This window comes from Paenibacillus sp. J22FR5, assembly GCF_059691975.1.
Genome location: NZ_JCAUAN010000022.1, coordinates 1 through 22,275, shown reverse-complemented (window position 1 = coordinate 22,275; position 22,275 = coordinate 1). Strand labels below are relative to the sequence as shown.

Annotated in this window: 23 protein-coding genes; 4 read left to right on the top strand and 19 right to left on the bottom strand. The window is 41.9% G+C overall.

What is annotated here, in order from left to right:
- Positions 1-49 precede the first annotated feature (49 nt).
- Positions 50-2,638 carry a winged helix-turn-helix domain-containing protein gene (locus AC58P7_RS23345; RefSeq protein WP_497347148.1) on the top strand — a complete coding sequence of 863 codons (2,589 nt, stop codon included), beginning with the start codon at positions 50-52 and terminating at the stop codon, positions 2,636-2,638.
- Between the two features lie 635 nt (positions 2,639-3,273).
- On the opposite strand, the gene AC58P7_RS23340 is transcribed toward AC58P7_RS23345, so the two are convergent.
- The 8 genes from AC58P7_RS23340 to AC58P7_RS23305 all read right to left on the bottom strand — a co-directional run bounded on the left by AC58P7_RS23340 (position 3,274) and on the right by AC58P7_RS23305 (position 8,817).
- A complete protein-coding gene (locus tag AC58P7_RS23340; RefSeq protein WP_497347146.1) occupies positions 3,274-3,714 on the bottom strand; it encodes a hypothetical protein in 441 nt (146 codons plus the stop codon).
- A gap of 132 nt (positions 3,715-3,846) precedes the next feature.
- Positions 3,847-4,080 (bottom strand): dihydrodiol dehydrogenase, encoded by a 234-nt coding sequence (locus AC58P7_RS23335; protein ID WP_497347144.1) that lies wholly within the window; start codon positions 4,078-4,080, stop codon positions 3,847-3,849.
- Positions 4,081-4,090: 10 nt separating this feature from the next.
- Complete coding sequence (locus AC58P7_RS23330) at positions 4,091-4,510, bottom strand: ABC transporter substrate-binding protein (protein WP_497347287.1); 420 nt, start codon at positions 4,508-4,510, stop codon at positions 4,091-4,093.
- 8 nt (positions 4,511-4,518) lie between these two features.
- Complete coding sequence (locus AC58P7_RS23325) at positions 4,519-5,103, bottom strand: ABC transporter substrate-binding protein (RefSeq protein WP_497347142.1); 585 nt, start codon at positions 5,101-5,103, stop codon at positions 4,519-4,521.
- A gap of 19 nt (positions 5,104-5,122) precedes the next feature.
- Positions 5,123-5,659 carry an aromatic-ring-hydroxylating dioxygenase subunit beta gene (locus AC58P7_RS23320; protein ID WP_497347140.1) on the bottom strand — a complete coding sequence of 179 codons (537 nt, stop codon included), beginning with the start codon at positions 5,657-5,659 and terminating at the stop codon, positions 5,123-5,125.
- 1 nt (position 5,660) lies between these two features.
- The gene (locus AC58P7_RS23315) at positions 5,661-7,037 is read right to left on the bottom strand and encodes an aromatic ring-hydroxylating oxygenase subunit alpha (RefSeq protein WP_497347138.1); all 1,377 of its coding nucleotides are present in this window, start codon (positions 7,035-7,037) and stop codon (positions 5,661-5,663) included.
- Positions 7,038-7,060: 23 nt separating this feature from the next.
- On the bottom strand, positions 7,061-7,981 hold the full coding sequence (locus AC58P7_RS23310; RefSeq protein WP_497347136.1) for an NAD-dependent epimerase/dehydratase family protein: 921 nt from the start codon (positions 7,979-7,981) through the stop codon (positions 7,061-7,063).
- A complete protein-coding gene (locus AC58P7_RS23305; RefSeq protein WP_497347134.1) occupies positions 7,978-8,817 on the bottom strand; it encodes an MBL fold metallo-hydrolase in 840 nt (279 codons plus the stop codon). Before AC58P7_RS23305 ends, AC58P7_RS23310 begins: the two co-directional genes overlap by 4 nt.
- Positions 8,818-8,952: 135 nt before the next feature.
- On the opposite strand from AC58P7_RS23305, the gene AC58P7_RS23300 reads away from it, so the two are divergent.
- Together AC58P7_RS23300 and AC58P7_RS23295 are read left to right on the top strand one after the other, a co-directional pair.
- A complete protein-coding gene (locus AC58P7_RS23300; RefSeq protein ID WP_497347132.1) occupies positions 8,953-9,780 on the top strand; it encodes a MerR family transcriptional regulator in 828 nt (275 codons plus the stop codon).
- Between the two features lie 298 nt (positions 9,781-10,078).
- Positions 10,079-10,252: a histidine kinase gene (locus tag AC58P7_RS23295; protein ID WP_497347130.1), complete on the top strand. Its 174-nt coding sequence runs from the start codon at positions 10,079-10,081 to the stop codon at positions 10,250-10,252.
- Between the two features lie 325 nt (positions 10,253-10,577).
- Here AC58P7_RS23295 and AC58P7_RS23290 read toward each other — a convergent pair whose 3' ends face one another.
- The 6 genes from AC58P7_RS23290 to bglB form a co-directional block, all read right to left on the bottom strand.
- A complete protein-coding gene (locus AC58P7_RS23290) occupies positions 10,578-11,117 on the bottom strand; it encodes an NAD(P)-dependent oxidoreductase (RefSeq protein ID WP_497347128.1) in 540 nt (179 codons plus the stop codon).
- A gap of 11 nt (positions 11,118-11,128) precedes the next feature.
- Positions 11,129-11,971 carry a carbohydrate ABC transporter permease gene (locus tag AC58P7_RS23285; protein WP_497347126.1) on the bottom strand — a complete coding sequence of 281 codons (843 nt, stop codon included), beginning with the start codon at positions 11,969-11,971 and terminating at the stop codon, positions 11,129-11,131.
- A gap of 3 nt (positions 11,972-11,974) precedes the next feature.
- The gene (locus AC58P7_RS23280) at positions 11,975-12,919 is read right to left on the bottom strand and encodes a carbohydrate ABC transporter permease (protein WP_497347124.1); all 945 of its coding nucleotides are present in this window, start codon (positions 12,917-12,919) and stop codon (positions 11,975-11,977) included.
- Positions 12,920-12,994: 75 nt separating this feature from the next.
- Positions 12,995-14,317, bottom strand: coding sequence for an ABC transporter substrate-binding protein (locus AC58P7_RS23275; RefSeq protein ID WP_497347122.1), 1,323 nt, complete (start codon positions 14,315-14,317; stop codon positions 12,995-12,997).
- Positions 14,318-14,339: 22 nt separating this feature from the next.
- Complete coding sequence (locus AC58P7_RS23270; RefSeq protein WP_497347120.1) at positions 14,340-15,359, bottom strand: NAD(P)-dependent alcohol dehydrogenase; 1,020 nt, start codon at positions 15,357-15,359, stop codon at positions 14,340-14,342.
- A gap of 65 nt (positions 15,360-15,424) precedes the next feature.
- The gene (gene bglB, locus AC58P7_RS23265) at positions 15,425-16,531 is read right to left on the bottom strand and encodes a beta-galactosidase BglB (protein WP_497347118.1); all 1,107 of its coding nucleotides are present in this window, start codon (positions 16,529-16,531) and stop codon (positions 15,425-15,427) included.
- 651 nt (positions 16,532-17,182) lie between these two features.
- Here bglB and AC58P7_RS23260 point away from each other — a divergent pair.
- The gene (locus tag AC58P7_RS23260; RefSeq protein ID WP_497347117.1) at positions 17,183-18,061 is read left to right on the top strand and encodes an AraC family transcriptional regulator; all 879 of its coding nucleotides are present in this window, start codon (positions 17,183-17,185) and stop codon (positions 18,059-18,061) included.
- A 449-nt stretch (positions 18,062-18,510) separates the two neighbouring features.
- Here AC58P7_RS23260 and AC58P7_RS23255 read toward each other — a convergent pair whose 3' ends face one another.
- The 5 genes from AC58P7_RS23255 to AC58P7_RS23235 all read right to left on the bottom strand — a co-directional run bounded on the left by AC58P7_RS23255 (position 18,511) and on the right by AC58P7_RS23235 (position 22,080).
- The gene (locus tag AC58P7_RS23255; RefSeq protein WP_497347115.1) at positions 18,511-19,125 is read right to left on the bottom strand and encodes a hypothetical protein; all 615 of its coding nucleotides are present in this window, start codon (positions 19,123-19,125) and stop codon (positions 18,511-18,513) included.
- Positions 19,126-19,169: 44 nt separating this feature from the next.
- Positions 19,170-19,592, bottom strand: coding sequence for a hypothetical protein (locus tag AC58P7_RS23250; RefSeq protein WP_497347113.1), 423 nt, complete (start codon positions 19,590-19,592; stop codon positions 19,170-19,172).
- Between the two features lie 196 nt (positions 19,593-19,788).
- Positions 19,789-20,814, bottom strand: coding sequence for a LolA family protein (locus AC58P7_RS23245; protein WP_497347111.1), 1,026 nt, complete (start codon positions 20,812-20,814; stop codon positions 19,789-19,791).
- Positions 20,807-21,322 (bottom strand): RNA polymerase sigma factor, encoded by a 516-nt coding sequence (locus tag AC58P7_RS23240; RefSeq protein WP_497347285.1) that lies wholly within the window; start codon positions 21,320-21,322, stop codon positions 20,807-20,809. The genes AC58P7_RS23245 and AC58P7_RS23240 overlap by 8 nt, the downstream gene beginning before the upstream one ends.
- 263 nt (positions 21,323-21,585) lie before the next feature.
- Positions 21,586-22,080 (bottom strand): DUF2716 domain-containing protein, encoded by a 495-nt coding sequence (locus AC58P7_RS23235; protein WP_497347109.1) that lies wholly within the window; start codon positions 22,078-22,080, stop codon positions 21,586-21,588.
- Between the last annotated feature and the right edge of the window lie 195 nt (positions 22,081-22,275).

Here is a 22,275-nt window from a genome sequence, read left to right as displayed (position 1 = left end):
GGTGTAAGTTTCATACATGAAACAATATCATTTTGTTTGGAGGTGCCCCATGACCGGTAATCTGAACGGAAGCAATTTGGTGCGATCCAAGTTAAAAATACCGCCCTTACGCCAAGAGTTTGTATATCGTCCTCAAATTGCAAATCTCCTGAACGAGTCATTAAACCACAAATTAACAATCATCTCCTCTCCGGCTGGATTCGGCAAAACGTCACTTGTCTGCGAATGGCTTCTTGGGATTCGTTGCAAGGCAGCATGGTTGTCCCTCGATGCAGCCGATAACGATCCTGTTCGTTACTGGAATCATGTCGTACACGCTTTGGAACAAGCGATACCGAACTATTTTCAAAGGTCACGGGCATGGCTGCAATCCGGGGGATCGGACATATCCGACCCACTTTTAATTCCATTATTAAACGAAATGAGCATGCTTAATGACCCCTTGGTTCTTATATTGGACGACTATCATCTGATCCAATCGGAGGACATCCACCGGACGATGAGCTATTTGATCCGTCATCTTCCTGACACCGTACATATAATTATGCTTACAAGGGGTGCCGCTCCTTTCCCGCTTGGGCGCTTGAAAGTCAATCGTGAACTGCATGAAATCGGGAGAGAAGAGCTCGCTTTTAAAGAAGAAGAGTGTCGAAAGCTTTTTTCCGTTATGGGGGCACACCATTTATCGGGGCTTGAAATTCATGAATTGAATCAGCTTACTGAAGGTTGGGTGGCCGTTTTATGCGTAATTGCAGCCCGTGCTTCCATCACACCCGGATTAAAATTCCTTTACGCAATCAATCCGAACCTTTTGCAAGTCTTCGATTACTTTTATGAAAAACTGCTTGTGACGATAGAAAGCGAATTACAGTTATTTTTACTTCGCACCTCCATAATCGAACGTATGTGCCCTGAACTATGCGAAGTTTTAACCGGACGCAAGGATGCACATAAGCTGCTAACTCAGTTGGGGCGCTCCAATGCTTTTATCACGCAAATTGAACCGATAGAGCAATGGTACCGATATCACCTGCTATTTCGTGAATTTTTGCATGACCAATTAAAAAAACAATTTCCGGAAGAAATACAGTTCCTACATGAAAAGGCCGCAAAATGGTTTGCTTCCAAAAAGCTGATGGACGAAGCCATCAACCATGCGATTGCCGGCTCCCTCTGGGAACTTGCCGCTGAGTGGATTGGCGAGTATGCTCCGGCCCTTATCCAATGCAAACGGACCTCCACGATTGAACTGTGGCTTCAGCAAATACCCGAGGAGATTTATGCAGCTTATCTGGAATTTCCGGTCGTCCGCGGATGGACTTATGCGGTTACCGGCAAGATCGATTTGGCATTAGCCGATTGGCAGATGCTTTCCTCCAAATTGCAAGATGTTTCCGTGGAATCTCCAAGACGCTTACGCCAGTTGGCTATTGAAATGCATATGATTGAATCAGCTATAGCCATATCGAACCAAAATCTGGAGGGAACGATCGCCGCCGCCATGAAAGCCATGCCGATGCTTCCGCTCGAAGGCAGATATTATCCCGCAACCGAGGAATATACCGGAAGCAGACTGTTCATATCCCGGGGACAATCCGGCTTTTGGGGGCATTTGAGCAAATCATTAGTTTTGTATGGCGGATTTCGAGAAGTCTTTGAAGAACAAAAAGTACCTTTACAAGGCTATAATGCAGCTATGCTAGCGGAAATTGCCTATGAACGGTATTTATTTTCCAAAGCATTGCATTTCTCAGATCTTGGCGCTATCAGCGGCTACCAAACAAAGACGGCCAGCGTATTCATTCCTTCCATGTTAGTCAGAGTCAGAATCATGAAGGCTATACGATCCACTGAAGGTTTCCATGCAGAATGGAAACGACTGGAGGAAGGCATGAGGCATATCGGCGCCGACATACATTGGCAGGATTTGATTCTCGCCTTTCAAGTACGGGAAGCGTTAAAGGAAGAAATAAGCGGAGTCGTTTCAGAGTGGATGGGGATTAGCAGATTGACAGAGAGAGGAGATCTATCCGTAGCTCGGGAATATGAATACGGCACTTTGATTCGCGTATTGCTTTGGCAAAATCGGCTGGCCGAAGCGGAAAAGCTGCTTGATGACTTCCGTGCATTAATGGCAGTGGAAGACCGGTATGCACATCTGTTGGAGTTGGACCTTTTGCGGACTGTGCTTTACGCCAAAAAAGGGGATCTCGGCCATGCGTTATCCTTGCTGAACAAAACAATCGAGCTGGCGGCGCCTGAGGGTTATATTCGACTCTTTCTCGACGAGGGGCAGGAAATCATCCGCTTGCTGTTCAAATCAGCGAAACTTCATTCTGTTAATCAATCTCCAAATGCTTCTTATTTGCAGCTTTTACTTGATTCGTTGCAAGAATCCTCCACCCTCGAGACGGAAGGCGATCATTCAAAAGGAAAATTGCTTGAAACGCTCTCTCAACGGGAGATTGACATTTTAAACTGCATCAGTCGAGGAATGACTAATTTGCAAATCGGAGAAAAGCTCAGTCTTTCCGAAGGTACCGTGAAAGGATACAATAACCAGTTGTTCACCAAGCTTGGCGTCCGGAATCGGACTCAAGCCATCGAACGCGCCAGAGAGACAGGAATTCTTTTGTGACGGTACGCTTCGGACGAGCTCGGCATCCCAGGATTGTTCATCCTGACCAATCGTCCTTGCCCTCTGCGGCGCATATAAGTCAAGGTAAGGATTTGGAGATTGAACGAATGCCATCAAACGGTCAAGGGGCTGATCCTTCGAAGGTGTCCGAAATTCTTATCATTTTATGAGATAAATATAGCTTGCTCCGTTTTTTTGCGGCACGAGCTTTCGTCATGGACAATGCTGGTTATCGAGTCCAAACCTAAGGAAACAGCAGGTTGAAATATCACCTGCTGTTTCCGATATTGAATGGATCAATAAATTGTTTGGATTAGCTGCATAGTGGTATGGACCATATGTTGTAGTGAGACTCATATTTCGCCTTTCACAACATTCAGCTGAAGAAATTGAGTTTTTAGTCCTAGCTTGATTTCGCAACTCTTTTTAGGTTTGAATTAATTCATCTTTTGCCTTTTTAATGTTGTGGTGGAAAGTTCTAATTAAAGCTTTACACCACAACCACATTTTTTTAATGGGACGATGTTCTGTTCTCGAAGCTGATTTAAACGAAAGAAAGAGGAGCAGCTACAAAGCAACTACTCCTGCAATCGTTTCCTGTCGATTGTTCGTTCTTCATTACAAACCACCAGAGTCTACGGACTTAGCCTGTACTGCGTTACCCCTTCAATTCCCTTTTCCTTTTTAAATACTTGCAGATTATCTTGATGCCTTCTGTCCAAGCACATCTTATACCGGTATCCTTGTTCTATAAAAAACTGATTAAACATTCCGTTCTCCCCTGCTACTGCTTCTTGTTCGACCACATCCAAATAATGTCGCGAATCCTGAATACGCTTGTTCATCTCTTGTCTATCTTGCGCTACCGTACCATGACCGGGGATCAGCAGCTTAACGGCATCTTCGGATACCAGACGATCAAGCGTACGGAGTGTCTGCTTATATTCAGCGAAGCTGTCGTATACAAAAGGAAACTCAATATCGGATAAATAATCTCCCGCGATTAAAAGTCCTAATGGCTGAATGAGCGTCAGGATGCCATCTGAATTATGCCCTCTCGCTTTGTAGAAAGTCAAAGTGGTATGTCCAATCTGAAGTTCTTCAACTAGCTTACATACGACATCTATTTGGGGATAAACAATTTCATACTCACGGTCTATATAAAACTTATCGTCATACTTGATTACCTCCTCCTCACTAGTTCGTTTCTAATCTTCGTTATCCACCTTAAAAGGTTCACGTGGCGTTGAAAGCAGCTTGGAAAATAAATCGCTCGTCTGCCAAGTTAAACTTTCTAGTTGAAGAGCATCCAGCGTAATCTGTATGCCGAGACCGTTTGAAATAATCTCCAAACGCTCTCCGTTATGTGTAAACACCTTCCGTACTGTGATTGAAGCGAACTCATTGCTTATTTTAATTTCTGGCAGTTCGTTGTCGCTCATATCAATCACCCTATTTCTTTTCTTTTTGGATTTCTTCGATAAACGTGCTATTGATCAAATGGGATGTATCGGGAACTGTCTTGATCATGTCGACCGATTTTAAAAACTCTCCATTATCTTTGGCTGTATGAGCCAGTGAAACGTTCGTGCTGCCGGCTTGAAATGCCTTAATATTATCTTCGACAGAAAATATTTTTACGCCCTCTAATCCTAACTCATCTGCTGATGTTTCTGCAGCTTTAGCCATGATGGCCTTCGACTCTTCAGGATTTTTTTGATAATAATCGACCGCATCATACCAGGCATTTAGAATTTTTTTGACTTGATCCGGTTTGTTTTTTATCACATCATCGCTGCCCATCAATACATCTGCGATTAGACCTGGTGTTTCCTTAGATGAATAGAGGAGCTTACCTTTGCCCTCGTTTATAGCTTTACTTAGGAACGGCTCCCATATGACAGCTGCATCTGCTTGGCCCGAGATGAAGCCGATCCTGCGTCAGCAATCGCCATGTTTGTAAATTTCACATCATTCTCCGTTAAACCCGCTTTTTTTAGTGCTTGCAGCATAAAAAAGTGATCGACCGTACCCATTTCGGTGACAATCGTTTTGCCTTTAAGATCTTCAAGCGAATTGATACCCGGTTTTGCCACTAATCCATCCGCACCATAAGAATTATCATTAATCAGCACAACTTGGCTCTTTAACCCTTTTTCTAGCGGCGCTATCACATCACTTAAAGCAAAACTGTTCATATCAACCTTGTTCGATTCAAACGCCGATAGCGAATCGCTATATACGGGAAACCATACAAGTTCCACGTTTACGCCGTTTTTGGTAAAGAAGCCTTTCTCTTTGGCGACATACCATAGAAACCAGCTAGGCCAAGCGCTTAAACCAATTTTAATTGCCTTTCCATCGGTTGGAGCCGAGCTTCTTGCAGGCTTGCTTTGTCCGCAGCCTCCTACTATCATCATACACACCACAATAAGCAAAGTAAGGGAAATATGTTTTCTCTTCATGTCTACTCCTCCATCCTCTTTATAAGAAAATGCCAAGATTGTTCATGCCCATCGTGGTGTGATCTAACAAAACCATCCTATTCGCTAACTCCCAACCGCAATACCGCTTACGCACTTTATCTATCCGTTCGCAAGAAATCAGCTCATGAGCGGCATAATCGAATTTACTTCGATAGAGAAGCAAATTCGATTTGATAGCAACTTCGCTGTATTCGTCATGCCGCTCTATGCACTCCAATCTAAAATTCGTCAAAAAACGCCTTGTTCGCGAGGGAGGATCCTCTGCCCAATTATAATCCGTGTACGTTCGCTGAATGCGCATTTCAAGCGAACCATGCGTATCGTTCATATGCCAGGATTGATCGCTGAACGGGGAGGCGTGCCGCTCGCGCGTTACCCGAATCGGTATGCGATACACAATATCCTGTGCCAAAAAACTTAACCATTCATGAAATTTTCCGTTATCCAGCCATTCCGCTTCCTTCACGAGAACATGCTGCGCTTCATTAAAAAGTAGTTGGTCCTCATGGGAATAAGCCGCAATTTCCATACTCATATCATCCCTCCTCGTTATGTAAGGGTTGCCCATCCAGCATATCCTTTAGATAATTTTCATATAAATACCTTTGATTTCCTTCACCATAACGTGGGTAATACGCAACACCGGGACAAGGCCATTCTTCGTCAATTTGAGCGCTGCCCATGCCATTCATACCCATTTGATAATTTAATTTCATCGTTCTCTTGGCAAAGGAATTGCCTGCTGTTTGCGTAATGGTTTCCCATGTCATGGTATCATCCATCTCGAAAACACCCGACATGCTGAACGATGTCGACCCTGCGCGATAGGACATTTCTTTGAATTCCTTCGGCGTATCTTTAAACATAAAGAACCAATTCCATATTTCGATCTTGTCCGGACCTTTAGGCAGCCACTGTCTCCACGAGATAAATGGCGTGGCCGGAACATTTTTCGGATCTGGACTGACGGTCATCAAAAGGAAAGAGGAGTTTGGATAAATATTTCCAAGCATTTCTCTGGAATCTCTTACGATCTCCAACTGTTTTTGGCTAAGATGTTCGGTAGTGAATGTATCTGCAATATCCTTAGGGAAGTTCCAGAATGGCATGTCACTTGGCACCACTTCTTTGTCCAGAGATATACTCACGCAGTGCCCATTGCCAGCCTGAATATGATAACCTCGCATAACATCGAACATCGGAATATCGGTAGCTCCGATTTCTACGGCTGAATGATGAAGGAAAATAAGGTGATAATCGTCGCTGCTGAAGTTCTCGGCCGCCATTTTCCAATTAGCATTCACGGTCCAGCGTTGCGGTTCCCCAATGACCTCCATTCCACCTTCTTGCAAACCGAAAAGTAAGTCCAAATAGTATTTGCTATCTGCCAAATATTCCTCAAGCGGCGGAGTATCCGGGCTTAAACATCCAAAAATAAAGCCATGATTCGTTTCTGCTCGGATTCCGATCATATTCCACTCTTTTTTATTCAGGCCATTATAGGCTTGCTTTTGAGCCGGCATGCCGATGAGTTCGCCGTTATTTTTATATGTCCAGCCATGGTACGGGCATCGAAAATGAGAGGCGTTTCCTTTTTCTGCCCGGCAAACCCTGACTCCACGATGAGGGCATGCATCTAATAGAACACGAATTTGACCTTCTTCTTCTCGTACCACAATGAATGGATCCTCACCGATATAGCGGAGAACGTAATCTCCCTTGGATGGAATTTCAGATTCATGCCCGAGTAGAACCCATTTCTTCCCGAAGATTTGTTCCATCTCCATGTCATAAACTTCTTGATCATTGAAAATCCCAATCGGAATCGTTCCCTGACCGATACTGTCACGCATTTCATTCAAAAGCTTAGCTGCCTTTGGAAACTTAACAGGTGCACTTGTTGTTTCTTTCATAATGATCACCTCTCTCAGCTGATTTAGAACGAATTCGTTGCTAACCAATCCGCGTAAGCTTTAACGCCATCCATTAATCGTTCGTATTTGGGCTTATAACCAAGCTCTTCGCGAGCTCGCGAGATGTCAATCGTTGCGTAAGAATCGATATCCGGAAATACGCCTTCCCCAACATTTATTTGGGAGTTCGGGTACAATTCACGTACATATCCGATCAGCGTTTCGTAGGACGTTTTGTAGCCCGCCGTGATACTGTACACAAACGTGCTCATGGTTGAAACCGTACATGCTTGTATGCAGGCTTGGGCTACATCAGTTACATGAACATACTGGAATTCGTGATCTCGTCCCTGCTCTTCCTCTGTTGGGATCCCATGTTTGGCGTTAAGCAGCAGCGTTTTCATATAACACTGCATAAATTGGCCCGGTCCATAAATCCATCCCGGACGCAGGGAGGGGATTTCGAGCCCATATAAATTCATATAGCCTCGCGCTAATTTCTCGGTAAATACCTTCGTTGCTCCGTATACGCCTGTAGGGTGAAGCGGAACATCTTCTTGGATTGTCCCTAAATGTGCATTGCCCCCATACGCATATTCCGAACTGAGGTTAACCACCCGTTTAATACCAGAAAGCCTTGCCGCTTCGAAAACATTTGTCGTCCCCAAAGCATTGGTAAGCACGGTTTGGTAAGGGATATCGATGGCCGCCACTGGATGGGAAATCGCAGCCGTATGAATGATCCGTTCAACATTATGGCGTCGGATGGTTTCTAGAAGCAGTGACAGATCCAACAAATCACCTTGCACATAGACCAAGTTTTCTTCTTGTGTGTTGTCCTTCATTCGTCGATCATAATTAACTACCTTATGTCCTTGCTCTCTTAACATGCGAACTAGTGTCGTTCCAAGAAAACCATGTCCACCGGTAACCATGATACTCATAGCTGCTTTCCCCCTTTAGATAAGACTTCCAGATTGGCTTCGTGTCTTCGTGTTAACCCTTTCGTAAAACGATAGTTATTTTCCAGCATAAAAACTTGAAAGGATTCATCTTGCCCATGCTGTTGCGTTGTTGATTCGGCTATCTGGAAATAAGTCTCGGATGCGATAATCCGGTGATCAATTTCTGCCGCATCGTCAGTTACCGATCCATGACTGGGTAAAAGAATCAAATCAGGGCATGTTTCTTTCAATTGTTTTAGCTTGCTAAGTGTATTTTTATAGTTGGCAAAGGTGTCAAAGATAAAGGGAAACTCAATATCAGATAAATAATCGCCGGTAATTAGAAGCTTACTGGACTCTACAAAGCACATCATGCTGTCTGGATTGTGACCTTGCGCGTGATAGAAGGTCATCACCGTATTTCCAATAACCAGAGATTGCCCCTCTTCCCGAACGACGTAATCTACATGCGGATAGGCAATATCATAAGGGCGCTTGATATAATATTGGTCATCTAATTCCAGTACAGCGTTGATGGCCTGCTGCCTATCCGTACGCTCTGCGAAAGCTTCACCCGCAATTGTTATACAATCCGTAAAACTGCCATAACCTGCGATGTGATCAAAATCCGAATGGGTAAAAAACAGATACATGGGCCGCGTTCCTTTCACACGATCCACATACGCACGTATCTTTTCAATCTCAGAGGAGAGATAACCCGGATCAATGACTAACACAAGATCTTCCGTATCAATAACATACGAATTGGTTTGATATAACTCACTTTGAAATACAGCTACAGCTTTCGAGATATGGGGCAATAACAAAGCATTCAACCACCCTTCTACGTGTCATGAATAGTAACATGGATCTTGTATATTCGGATCATAAAGTCTTGTGTAACACAAAAGTCAAGATATATGTTATATTTTTTTACATACATAAACCTGATCCTCGAAGGAGTGGGACGAATGAAGGAGAAATTAACGATTAGTGAAATGGCAAAACTTCGTGGTATGACGACCGAGACCTTGAGACATTACGATCGTATTCATTTATTCAAACCACATGTCGTCGATAAGCAATCTGGATATCGGTACTATTCAATTTATCAATACGAAATTTTGGGAACCATCAAAGAACTGCGTCAGATTGGGATGACGACAGATGAGATCAAACAATACTTCGATCAGCGGAACAAAAAGAAATCATTGGAGATTCTAAAAAACAAACATGCAGAACTTGAATCGACGATTAGAGAATGGGTGGACATCGAGGAGAACATACGGGAAAAAATCAAATACTTAGAAACAGTTTGCACGGACGACGGTCCTGCGGAGGTCATGTTCCGAGAAATGAAAAGTCGGAGAATCATCACGTTACATCAAAAGATCAACAGCAATTTGGAACTTTGTTATGGGGTCATTGGGTTGGAAAATATGTTAACTGAAAAGGCGCCCATTCTCGCAAGCAACAGGTTGGGGGTTTTGATTGATATCGAGGACCTGATGAATCAACACTTCGAGATGCCGTCCACCATTTTTGTCGTCGCAAAGGAGAAAACACACATTCAGTTGGAGTACTTAACAATTATTCCCGCAGGTCTATTCGCTTGTATTCGATATTACGGGGAGCTATGGGATCGAAGTAAAAGCCTGTCCATGTTAGTGGATCAACTAGACAGACAGGGCTATCGGATTATCGGAGATGCCGTACAAATTATGCAAGTGGATATTACCATTACGGATAATCCGAACGAAGTCATGTTTGAAATTCAGGTTCCAATCCTAAAGGTTTGACTTACGCTCAAGAATAAAAGGAATTAGTTTTCATAATTTAGAAACTTCTCCCTATCGCTCGAACGGAACGTCAGTCCTTTATTGGTTCGAATTGCGCTCATTTTGAAAGTAACGGTCCTGCATCAGGTACAAGTTTTTACGAGGTTGCAACTAGGCAAAGCAAAGAAACCGACTCTTATTCAAAGCGAGCTGAATGTTATAATTCCCCAACATGGAAAAGATGAACTGCGAAAGTTGGTAGAAAATTTCAATTTCATGTCCCAGAGAATCGCCGAATTATTATCCGATCAATCCGCACTTGCTATATAACTCTCTAGATTTTATAAATTGCTTCGCAATCAAACTCCAGCTGCCTGACAACTCGGAAATGGTTCAGTCCCTCACCGCTTTCTACAAGCTTGGGTTAAACAAAGGAGAAGAATTCATAACGATACAGTACGAACTTAACCATGTAAAGTTCCCATGTGAATAACCTGAATTTACGCTATCGGCAGTCCATTATATTTTCATATTCTTCTACTTGTAAATGCTAATGTTACAGTATTTCTTATATTAAAACAGGGCACAATGCTGCCGCATTTTTACGACAGCATTGTGCCCTGTTTGTAAGGTAGTGACAGAATACCAGTTCTCTAAAATTAGCTTCAGCAGCGAAACTCCGTCTAGAAGGGGAAATCTGGAATATGTTCACAAACTTCATTTGTGGATATGTTGGGTCCCCCCCCCCCCCCTAGGTCGAACGGTACCCAATTAGGTTCATTCTTTTTTAACTACATCCAAGAAGTTTCCAAAAAGCATCAAGCAAATTGTTCCGCCAACATTTCTGCCCAACGAAAATTGGCTTCCTTCGTTCTGCCTGCGTTATGCGGCGTATGAACAACATTATGCCGACCGAGCAAGGGGTCATTCAACGGGAGAGGCTCCACATCAAATACATCCGCTGCGAGACTTAATTCATCAGCCAGCACTCGTTTTCGAAGTTCACTGGTGTCGCAAATGCCAGCCCGGGTTGCGAGAATGACCAGGCAGCCCTTCGGCAGCGCTCTCGACGGTTTGTTGGCATAAGGATCGATTCCTATGAATGCTTCTTCCAGAGAAGCAAATGAGGCTAAACACGCTGCAGTTACCGGAGCAGCTAACGAAATAAGTCGGGTAACAGAACCCGGGTTGGGGACTGCCTCCGAAAGCTTGGTTTGGGATTCCAAAGGAAGTCGAATAAAGGTAATATCACCTAAGCGTTGCAATAATTGATGAAGCCTGTCTGCTGATCTCCGGAAGTTTCCATAAGACAAAGCCGGAAACCCGCATCGCTTACTCATCACCTTATCCGGAATCAAGTACCATGATCTTATCCTTTAATTCCGGATGTTGCAATGCCTTCTACAAAGTATTTCTGACATAATATAAAGATGATAAAGCAAGGAATTAGCGACAACACCGACATGGCGAACATAGGTCCCCAATCGGATTGCGAGCTGGAATCCAGAAACAGCCTTAAACCGAGCGGTACCGTAAACTTGGTTACATCGCTCAAATAAATCAGTTGACTGAAAAAATCGTCCCATGTCCATAGAAACGTAAATATCGTCGTTGTGATTAGGGCAGGAACAGCAAGCGGCAGAATGATCCGCCAATAAATATGCACAGTTCCGCAGCCGTCGATCGTTGCAGCTTCATCCAATTCTCTAGGCAAGCCGCGAATAAATTGGACGGTCAAAAAGATAAAGAAGGCATCCGTTGCCAGCCATTTCGGCAAAATCAGCGGAAAAAACGTATTCACCAAACCCAATTTGTTAAACAAAATATACTGCGGGATCAGTGTTACATGATGCGGCAGCATAATCGTCATTAGCATCAAGCCGAACCCTGCTTTTTTGAAGCGAAAGTTTAAACGGGCAAAAGCGTAAGCGGCCATGGAACATGAGATGACATTTCCCAGCACCGCACCCAGAGAAACGGTCAGCGAATTGAGCAGATAACGCGAGAAAGAGTTACCCTGGGCTCCATACCAGCCTTGTACGTAATTTGTCAACACCCATTGCTTAGGCAACAGCCCGATTCCAGAAAATATTTGGTTCCCCGGCTTGAAGGAGCTTCCAAGCATCCACAGCACAGGGTAGAGCATCACGAACGCAATCACGGAGATCGTGAAATGCTTAAACCATTCCGTATTTCTATTGTCATACTTCATGAGCTATTTTCCCCCGTCCTCGTAATGCACCCACGTTTTGCTAGTACGGAACACCATAAATGTGAAAAAGCCGATCAGAACAACCAATACCCAAGCCATCGCAGAAGCGTAACCCATCTGAAAGAAGGCGAATCCTTTCTTGTATAAATACAGAGAGTACATCAGCGTGGAGTTAATCGGTCCCCCCGTACCGTTACTGATTACGAAGGCTTGCGTAAACGATTGAAACGAGGTAATAATTTGCATCACCAAATTAAAGAAAATGACAGGTGAGAGACTCGGTAAGGTAATGCTAATAAACTGGCGCATTTTTCCTGCGCCGTCAACCGACGACGCCTCGTAATAGTCCGTCGGAATTTGTTTTAACCCCGCCAAAAAAATAATCATGGACGAACCGAATTGCCATACCGATAGCAGCACAATCGAATACAGCGCATATTTGGGATTGGCCACCCAATCGGGAGCATGGATGCCGAAAAGAAGCAGCACTTGATTCAGGAGCCCGTCGCCGCCGAACATTTTCCGCCACAGCATAGCGATCGCTACGCTTCCGCCCAACAAGGAAGGGATGTAATAGACAGTACGGTAAAAGCCTAGGCCCCTGATGCCTTTATCCAACAAATGAGCCACACCAAGAGCGAATGCGAGTTTCAGCGGAACGGAAATAAATACATAGAGGAACGTCACCTTTAATGAAATCAAGAACAGCTTGTCGGACGCAAATATCGTATTATAATTATCCAACCCGATCCAAGATGGAGCATTCAGAATGCTGTAATCGGTAAATGAAAAATAGAGAGACGCCGCCATCGGACCCAATGTTAAAAAAATCAGGCCGATCAGCCATGGGGTAAGAAAAAAAAGGGCCGCCCCATTGTGACGGAAGCTCGCTTTCGCTTTCACCCGCTTTATCGAATTGACCGTGTCGGTCATCACCTGCGTGTTCATGAAATCCCCCCGTTGCATCGAAAGAGTAGGCCAACCGCAATCTGGATTACGGTTAGCCGTTTGCAAATCGATCAGTTATTTGCTTTTTCCTAGAATTTGATTGGCGCCTGTAATAAATTGATTGATCACGCTATCCGCCTTGCCTTGTCCGAAAGCCATTTGTTCGCTGGAAGTTTTGAAGCTTTTATCAACCTCCGCATAGCCTTGAGGATATGGCGGATCGATATCGCTGGAATGCTTGGAAACGGTATCGATAAAGTCGAATATCATTTTATCCGTTTCCGACAGCGACGCTTTCAGCTGTTCTCTAATCTGGGAATTTACCGGAACGCCCCGCTCGGAACCGAGAATTTGAGCGGCGTCCGGATCGTTGACTAGGAAGTCGATAACCATTGCCACTTCTTTCGGATGCGCCGACTTGGAGTACGCCGAAATGAACATGCTCGGTTTTAAATATTCCCCGTTTTTCTTTTCGCCTGCCAAATGGGGAATCACTTGAATCTTCAGTTTGTCGTTTTGATTTTTCATCGCCTTTTGGAAGGCTACGATTTGATTGGACCAGACGAAATCCATCGCTGCCTTACCGAGCGCGAGCGGGCGGGTTTCGAGCGCATTCGTCATTGCCGCCGTAACTTCCGGAGAAGTGATACCGCCGTTCTTCCGCAAATCCTCCCACATTTTGAACCAGCCCGTCAGATCATCCTGTGTTGCTCCCAAATTTCCATCGTTGAATAACGCATGTCCGTTTTGGCGCACCATAGTTTCAAAAATATTCGTCGTTCCGGAAATATCCGTGGAGCCGTAGTATCCTTTTCCCTTGACCTGAGCAATTTTCGCCGCGATATCGCTAAAATCTTTCCAGGTCCAGCTTTCCTTCGGATCTTCGATACCCAGCTCCTTGAAGACAGGGGTATTATATATGACTCCCGGAGCATTGACTCCCAACGTTATCGCATAAAGCTTATTGTCCACTGAGCCCGCTTTTATCATCGTCGGATCGTGATTGTCGGTCTTGAGAACTTTACTTTGCACATAAGGCCCCAAATCCAGAAGGGCTCCGCGTTTAGCGTAGTCAGTAATGAAAGCGTAATCCATTTGAATCAAATCGGGCGCATTCGCCCCGGCAACCTGGGTGGAGAGCTTGTCGAAGTAGCCGTCAAATCCGGAAAATTCAGGTTTAATCGTAACCTCAGGATGCTTTTGTTCAAATAGCTTTAATGCTTTCATTGTCAGATCGTGACGGGTTTGCGATCCCCACCAGGTCATGCGAAGCTCCACTTTTTTGCTGCTCTCACTTCCTGCCGCAGCCTTCTTGTCATCCTTCGGCGTACCGGCGGAGCATCCGCTAATCGCGAGAGCGAGAGAAACGGACATCATAACTAAAGTTCTTTTCATCATGTGATTATCCCCTTTTTATCGACTATTCATTAAACACAACGGTCTTCACAACTTTATCTGGATTTTTACTTGAATATTCAAATGCCTCAGCAATTTGATCCAAGGAAAAACGATGTGTTATCAGATCTTTCACATTGATCTTCCCATCGGAAATCCACTGTATCGCTGTAGGATAAGCGTTTACATATCTGTTTACAGCAACATAATCCAATTCTTTATCTAGAAGTGTTGCAATATTCATTTCTACGATATTACCTCCAGGCCAGCCTACCTGCACAACACATCCCCCCGGGCGGCAATAGCTAAAAGTAGATGCAGTAGCTATTTTTGCTCCGGCAGTTTCAAATACGACATCTGCAGTTCCTTTTATACTTGTGTCTGTTGGAAGAGCAACCAAATCAATTCCTATTTTTTTTGCTAATGCGAGTCTTGTTTCATTAAAGTCAACACAGATAGCTTTTCCTCCGCCTGCCGCCTTAAAAGCTTGTGCAGTAAGTAGACCAATGGGACCTGCACCAAGGATTACAGCAGTAGCACCAATATTAAATCTGGCACGATTTACAGCATGTACCCCTACTGCAACGGGTTCGACCATTGCAGCTTCTTCAAACGATAAGGCTTTTGGAATATGAAATACCATATCATGACGTATAGAAATGTAGTCACAGAAGGTACCATTAACCGGAGGCGCTGATAGGAAAATTACATCAGGACATAAATTATACCGCCCTGATTTGCAATAACTACAAGTCCCACAAGGAATACCAGGCTCGATAACAACTGGATCGCCTACCGAAAAGCCTTTAACTTCACTTCCGACCGCTTCAATAATTCCACTTGATTCGTGTCCTGGAACATAGGGCTCTTCCACAATGAAATTGCCTAATCGTCCTTCTCGGTAAAAATGTATATCAGATCCGCAGATGCCATTAGCTTTTATCTTGACTAAGACCTCATTCGATTTCGGTAGTGGTACAGCCTCTTCAATTACTGTGAATTTATGTTCCTTATCGAGATAAGCTTTTCTATTCGTATTTTTCACGTATTCAGCCCTCTGTAAAATTTATTTAACTCTTTGTGAACTATAAACAAAGCGCTTGGTAATTGTTATGCACCTTCAGCGCAATAAGCTTCCTCATAACTAAAATTAAGTTTCAGCTTCAATGCTTCTGATAACAGTAAAAGTGTAAGCGCCTGTCCGTATGTCATGGGGCAAATGGGAACATCCCTGTAATCCTGCAGGCTGTCACTAATAGCCGTGCCGTATGACACTTCAGTCATAGTGCCGTCCTCTGTAATTCTCTCTATGATAGCCCTCAGGGCTTTTATCCCGTATTCCCGATATCTTTCGGGAATGTAGCCCAGCCGTACTGCCTTCAAGATTCCGTATGCAAAGCCTGCCGTTGCTGAAGCCTCCACATAGGATTCGGGGTCAATGATCAGAGTATGCCACATGCCGTTTTCGTTCTGATATTGCTCTAAGGCTTTTACTTGGCCGTGTAGGGTATCTAGAAGAAACCACTTAACTCCCATGTCGTCTTCTCCCAGGATATCCAAATAGTCTACCACACCAGAGGTATACCAACTGTTACCTCTGGCCCATTGAATTTCACCAAAGCTGTGTCGTCCATTGAAGTCAAAGCCATGATTGAACAGCCCAGTCTTCTTGTCTGATAGGTATTTAATATGAAGCAAAAATTGCCGGACAGATTCTGCCAGATAATCTTCCCGTCCCAGTAGCTTGCCCATTCTGGCCATAAAAAGTACCGTCATAAAAAGCGTATCGATCCAGATCTGTCCGGGATTTTCTACTCCAGATACGATATGCTGAAGCCCCATTTCTTCAGTCCGAGGCATTTCCTTCATGACCCACTCGGCCCATTCCTTGCAAAGATCCAAGTAAATACTATTTTTAGTGTACTCATAGACATATGATAGGGTCAACAGCGGACACATGGTGTTAATATTCTTTTCCGGGAGGCCGTTTTGGATATTGGTATCAAACCATTGGATCAAAAAATCAAGTACTTCCTGTTTTCCGGTTTCGGCATAGTATTTTTGCATACCATATAAACCGACTCCCTGAGCCCATTCCCAAGTCCCCATATCGATAATGCTAATCGGACAGATCTCATTGACGCCTGTTTCATTATCGAGGTTTTGCATTCTGTAGGATACTTTTTCAAATAGTCTCAGTAATTGGTCTCTTTCCATGGTTATACCCATTCCTTTCGCTTCGCTCAGCACAAACCATATTGAAATCGTTTTGATTCAATGAGCAATTTTTTATAATCTAAACTAATAGGGATGACAGTTAACAACAAATTAGGAGCTTTGTCGTGCTCGAAATCGCTTCCATCAACAATAAGGTGGGCACTAACTACAAACTTTTCATCGCATTCAAAGACACAGCTTCTAGGGAAAGGTTTAACCGTTTTAACACTTTAGCTTGGAAACGTGATTTCCGATACCTATTTTTGTACAGTGGCCACTACTGTAGTACAAAGTAAAAGTATCCCGAAATCTGAAACAGCTACTTACAGCTCAAAAAGCATCGAGGTCACAAACGTGCCACTATTCCCATTTCATGATTTGTTTAAAAAGGATGCGCTTCCAATAAACCGTATTAACCACATGGTCATCGTTTTGGTTTTATATGCTATTCCCTTCTACTGTGTAGTGCAAATTGTGATTTCAGACATATTCCTCACTTTCTTAGTAATGAAAAATTCATACCCCCTAATTTGATTATATCGAGTCTCAAAAAAATAATATTGCAATATTGTTTATTTTTATTGCATTTTTGTTAATGCATGATTAAAATCAAATCAAATACAACAACTGATAAGGTAAGGGTAGAGATCAATGGATAATAACTTCAAAAAAGTCAGAGAATCCTTTAATGTAGATCTTCAGTTGGAACACACCACGGGGACAGATAAGGACGTAATGAACTACTACCATGTCCATAATGTATACGAAATTTATCTGGCTGTTACTCCAGGAGCAGAAATGTGGATCGGCAACCAACGGTACATTGTTTCTCCCAATGATCTTTTTCTTTTGAGCACAAGTGACCAGCATCGGGTAATCGTCCATGACCGGAAAGGTTATGAAAGGTATATCCTTTATTTTAATCCTCTCTATATTCAGCCTCTTTGCACTTATAACGCTAGTCTGCTGGAATGTTTCGGCTTAACTGGTTCACACCGCATCCACTGCCTTAAGCTATCTCCGGAAGAAACCCAAAAGCTTATTTCAATGTATACCCAATTATCTGGTACTCAAGCCACTTGTAACTCATATGCCTGGGAAATCAAGCTTAGGATCCTTCTGGCCGAAATACTTATTTTTATTAATGAAATATTTTTGCGAGGAATACAGTTAAAAGATGCTGAAAATACTTTTTCCACCGTTCATAATACCTTGATGCATGTTATGGAATATATAACTAGCAATTATCATAAGGAATTAAATGCTCAGCAGGTTTCTGAACTCTTTGGCTTAAACCGTCATCAGTTAAATCAGCTTTTCAAGGAAGTTACCGGTATTTCGTTCCACAAATATCTAGTCAACACTCGGATTATCAAGGCGCGAGAGCTATTGGAGCAAGGCAGCATATCCACAACTCAGGTTTGTTATGAATGCGGTTTTAATGACTATGCTCATTTTATTCGAACTTTCAGTCATGCAGTAGGCATATCACCAGGGAAATATGCTCGTCAATTCCAAAAGAAAGTATGAAACTTCAACAAATGATACAAAGACACTAATTCTATAACATTTATTCAATTTGTTTATACTTGTACCACATCATTGTAGAGCGATGACGACCTGCCTCTAGCTTGTAGTCAATCTTCTCGCGTTTGTTTGAACGTTCAACGGTGGTTCGGCGTTTGTAAACAAGCTTCCACTCTTCAAGCCTCTGACGACACCAAAAAAATAAGCGAGAATTGTCCTTGCTGCATGTATGGTAGGTTCGACCGTACTTGGCAACGGAGCATGAAGTGGGACACGTGTTGGTGGTTCGGTCTTTCATCATAGGACATATCCATAAGTTTTCATTTCCTTACCTGGGGATAGCACCCATGCTGGACGCACAGAAAAGGCAGCCGATCATCTTCATCTGGCCGGCTGCCTTCATCCTTTATTGATTGAACTATCGTTCGCCGTTAGCGTAATGACATTAGGATTTAGTTTAAATCTACATCAACTCTGTTTTTATATTTGATTTTAATAAAATTAGAACTTTCTATTATGTTGTGAATAATTTCAATTCTTGAACCTGATAACAATTCCACTGCAAACTCGTTATTTTCAATATCGCTATAGCTTTGAATTTTACCTTTAACTTTTAGTTTGTTTAACTCTTCCTGATAGAAAGATTTAAAATCACGAACATTTACATAGGACAAATAAAACGGAGAACAAATATTTTCTTTTCCTTTAAATATAGTTCTTTTAGGAAGAGGAATTGCAATGTTTTTAAGTTCTTCTTCATATTCACATTCAAATACTTTGCTTGGGAACAAATAACTTTTTACATAGTTATTATATTTTACATTCCAATAGTAACATTGAAAAAAAATAAAAATGGGTATCGAAATAATCAAAAGCATTGAAGGGACTTTTTTACTCTTGGCTACTTTTATAATCACAATAAGAATAATCAGACCAATAATCATTAATATTGTATAAGGTATATATAGAATATTCCAACCCAAACAATCACCTCTATAGTAAAATTTCGTTGCATTAAACTGCCAGTTAGCGTAATTAAGGCTGCCGAACGTTTCCTCGGCAGCCATTTTGTATTCAGTTCTCGTTCCTCGTTAGTTTAATCTCCTAGACTTTAGACAATTGTTGCACAGTATCCTGTTTCCTTACCTTTTTCAACTGCATTGATATACCCATCAAAGTAATATGGTATATCATCTTCTTTCCCATTCTGAATTCTACCTCTAACTTTATCGAAAGCATAAATTGAAATTGAAAATTCCGGCTCACCAGTAACTAAAACAGGTTGTTCTCTATCTTGTATCCAATAGTACTTCCCACCATAATTCCTTCTTGCTACTTCGAAAATGTAACTTCCAACCATAGAAGAAACAGAATCCAAAGAATCATTATCTATTTCATACTCACATAATTCTTCAAGAATATCGTCTACTTTACGTAGGCTTTGTACACTAAAATTGAAATTCCCTTTATCAGAGAAATTAGTTATGAAGCTTTCTGCCGTTGAAATAATGTCTTGTTCTAATTTACTTTGCATTAATTCTAGCCTCCGATTATTAACACTATTGAATATGGACATATCCCAAAACGTCTATTTTCACTTTTACATCCCTAAACTCTTCTCCAGACATTTCCATTATCCTGCCCGTTAACGTAATGGAGGCTACCGATCATGCTGGCAGCCTCCCAATGGTGTGTTTATTGAACAAACGTTCACCGGTAGTTAAATGCGTTTACTGAGCGTGAATATCTGTATAATCTTTTGGTGGTACTGTTGAAAATTTAGAACGATCTATTTCCTGGTTAAAAGAAATCGAAGATACTTCAATTCTATTAGTAATCTCTCCAATAGTATTTGATTCAATCATTTTTAACAAAACACCTGTTTCTGAATCGACCCACATTTTAAATTGTGTGGCATTATGCTTTTTAGCTAGATTAACATCGTGTGTTCCCTCAATTAAAGTTACTTTACGATCAAGCAAGATAGCTTCACCTGTAACTTTATAGTTTTTAGTTTCATCGTTCAACCAAAAAGCATAAATTTGAGGTAGAATTACTTCTGTTGCTTGATTTGAAAAAGCCGGATCCGTTCTTAATATATATGTCGTTTCTCCGGTTTCAGCTTTAACTACTCTTGGACCCTTGATTTTGTCTGTTATCGTTTTGGTTGTATCGGCTTTCATGAATTTTTGAATCTTGTTATAAAGTGTAAGTATTGATTTCCCATCAGATGAAGATTCTTCGGTAGTATGTTCAGTTAAGTTATCTGTTACTTTCACGTAACTACCTGGACTATTGCCCTCTGAAATATAAAATTCAATAGTTTGATCAACGTTAATTGAGGTAAATACCTCGCGAAACGAACCCTGAATTGTATTGTAGTTATCGACTGCGTTTAGCATTCTTTCTTTAATACTCGAATATTCCGGAATAATTGGTGAGATGATCTGTTCGTTAGCTGCTGGTATGGTAGGTGAAGTGATTTTACTGTTATTTTCAGTGTTTGGAGTCGTTTTAATTTCATATTCAATTGTTGGAAAGATAACAGGTCGAAGAATATCAATAGCATAAACAGTTCCCACAATAGAGAGTAGAGCCAGTATTCCTAGACTTAAAAAGAATTTTTTTCTTGAAAACTTAGTAGTTTTCGAATTAATTTTCTTCTCTATTTTTTCCCACATCATTGAGGAATCGGAGTATTCTACAAAATCATTTTGAAATTGAGTTTCTAGTTGGCGTTCAATGTTTTTAAACATGAGGAAAACCACCTTTTAAATCAATATGAAGAAATTCCTGTGATTGGATTAATTGCCGCATTTGCTTTAGTCCTTTATTACATCTTGATTTTACCGTCCCTACAGGAATGTGTAATATTTGTGCTACTTCTTCATTTTTCATTTGATGAAGGTACTTTAATACTAGAACCGAGCGAATCCTCTCTGGAAGTTGTTGCAGTTTAATTTGTAACTCACTTTGCATTTCCTTGCCCTCATACGTGTTTTCTACGCTTACAGTGACAAATATCTGTTTCAAACGATTCAGTAGAGCCTCTTTATTTCTTCTTTTCAGGTGATTTCGACACATATTCATCGTAATGCTCAGCAACCAAGGTTTCTGATTTTCGATAGATTTAAATCCAGATTGAATAGCTTTCACGAAAACTTCTTGACACATGTCCTCTGCATCTTGCCGTTGTTGTAACATGTAAAAACATGTCCTTTCCACATCCAATTTAAAGGTTTTAAAAAACTCTTCTGCTGTCAGAATAAGCCCTCCTTTCAGTTGTTTTATCTATGTAACAATTAAACAGTTCAAAAGGTTCATTTTTAGCGTTATATAATTCGCATCAGATTGTTTTAAATGAGTCCTACTTTATATTAATTCAATCAACGTCGATGCTGCGTGGTAACTTTAATTGCACCATGCTGCCCGATAGCAGGGAAAAGGCAACCGGTTTCAGTCGGTTGCCTTTTCGTTTGGAGAATTGAGCTCTCGTGTCCCGTTAGCTCAATAAGCATTGGGTAATCTCAGCCTCGTTGCAGGACTTTGTGAAGCATATGTGGCTCATCTTTTAATAAGCATCTAATAAGTTTATCTCCATAGATAGTTATTGTTTCTTCCCACGGATGACCTAAAATACCCCATGAAAAATCCCTGGCAAAAAAGAAATGATAATCTCCATCTGGATGAATGGAAATTATCCAATCTCCATTATCTACTCTCCACGGAACATGTCTTGGAAACTCCAATCGTGCATCCACTAGATAGCAATCATGTTGCCAATCTAAAGCGTAAATAAGCTCCCCAGGTTGGGTGCATTGTTGAAATGCTATAGCGGATTTGTCCTCGAAGTCTCTAATGAGTTCTTCTGTGTAACTGTTAGATATATCGTATTTGATAAATGGACTAGGGAGGCTATACGAAGGGAATATTGTGGTGCTGGGTTTAAAATGAAAATCTCTATACAATCTTGACCACACCATTTCCAACTCGTCTTCTTCTAATAAAGTCCAGCCGCTCATTCTTGCACCCCTATTTTTGATATGTGTCCAACGTATAAAACACCCTTTTACAAAGTATATCAAAAGAATGGCTTATTGCGTTAAACTGCCCGTCCCTCGGTTTTAAGGGTTTATCTCACATATACTCACTCATTCGCAGGATTTTATCACCTTGGTTTGCAGATGTTGTTCATGAGAGCGCTCATCAGACGTAGC

Coding starts and splice junctions, on each gene's coding strand:
- AC58P7_RS23285 (WP_497347126.1), bottom strand. CDS start 11,971: ATGAAGTATGACAATAGAAATACGGAATGGTTTAAGCATTTCACGATC.
- AC58P7_RS23235 (WP_497347109.1), bottom strand. CDS start 22,080: ATGAGCGGCTGGACTTTATTAGAAGAAGACGAGTTGGAAATGGTGTGG.
- AC58P7_RS23280 (WP_497347124.1), bottom strand. CDS start 12,919: ATGAACACGCAGGTGATGACCGACACGGTCAATTCGATAAAGCGGGTG.
- AC58P7_RS23255 (WP_497347115.1), bottom strand. CDS start 19,125: ATGGCTGCCGAGGAAACGTTCGGCAGCCTTAATTACGCTAACTGGCAG.
- AC58P7_RS23250 (WP_497347113.1), bottom strand. CDS start 19,592: ATGCAAAGTAAATTAGAACAAGACATTATTTCAACGGCAGAAAGCTTC.
- AC58P7_RS23325 (WP_497347142.1), bottom strand. CDS start 5,103: ATGAAGAGAAAACATATTTCCCTTACTTTGCTTATTGTGGTGTGTATG.
- AC58P7_RS23260 (WP_497347117.1), top strand. CDS start 17,183: ATGGATAATAACTTCAAAAAAGTCAGAGAATCCTTTAATGTAGATCTT.
- AC58P7_RS23320 (WP_497347140.1), bottom strand. CDS start 5,659: ATGAGTATGGAAATTGCGGCTTATTCCCATGAGGACCAACTACTTTTT.
- AC58P7_RS23300 (WP_497347132.1), top strand. CDS start 8,953: ATGAAGGAGAAATTAACGATTAGTGAAATGGCAAAACTTCGTGGTATG.
- AC58P7_RS23245 (WP_497347111.1), bottom strand. CDS start 20,814: ATGTTTAAAAACATTGAACGCCAACTAGAAACTCAATTTCAAAATGAT.
- AC58P7_RS23345 (WP_497347148.1), top strand. CDS start 50: ATGACCGGTAATCTGAACGGAAGCAATTTGGTGCGATCCAAGTTAAAA.
- AC58P7_RS23310 (WP_497347136.1), bottom strand. CDS start 7,981: ATGAGTATCATGGTTACCGGTGGACATGGTTTTCTTGGAACGACACTA.
- AC58P7_RS23335 (WP_497347144.1), bottom strand. CDS start 4,080: ATGAGCGACAACGAACTGCCAGAAATTAAAATAAGCAATGAGTTCGCT.
- AC58P7_RS23315 (WP_497347138.1), bottom strand. CDS start 7,037: ATGAAAGAAACAACAAGTGCACCTGTTAAGTTTCCAAAGGCAGCTAAG.
- bglB (WP_497347118.1), bottom strand. CDS start 16,531: ATGGAAAGAGACCAATTACTGAGACTATTTGAAAAAGTATCCTACAGA.
- AC58P7_RS23275 (WP_497347122.1), bottom strand. CDS start 14,317: ATGATGAAAAGAACTTTAGTTATGATGTCCGTTTCTCTCGCTCTCGCG.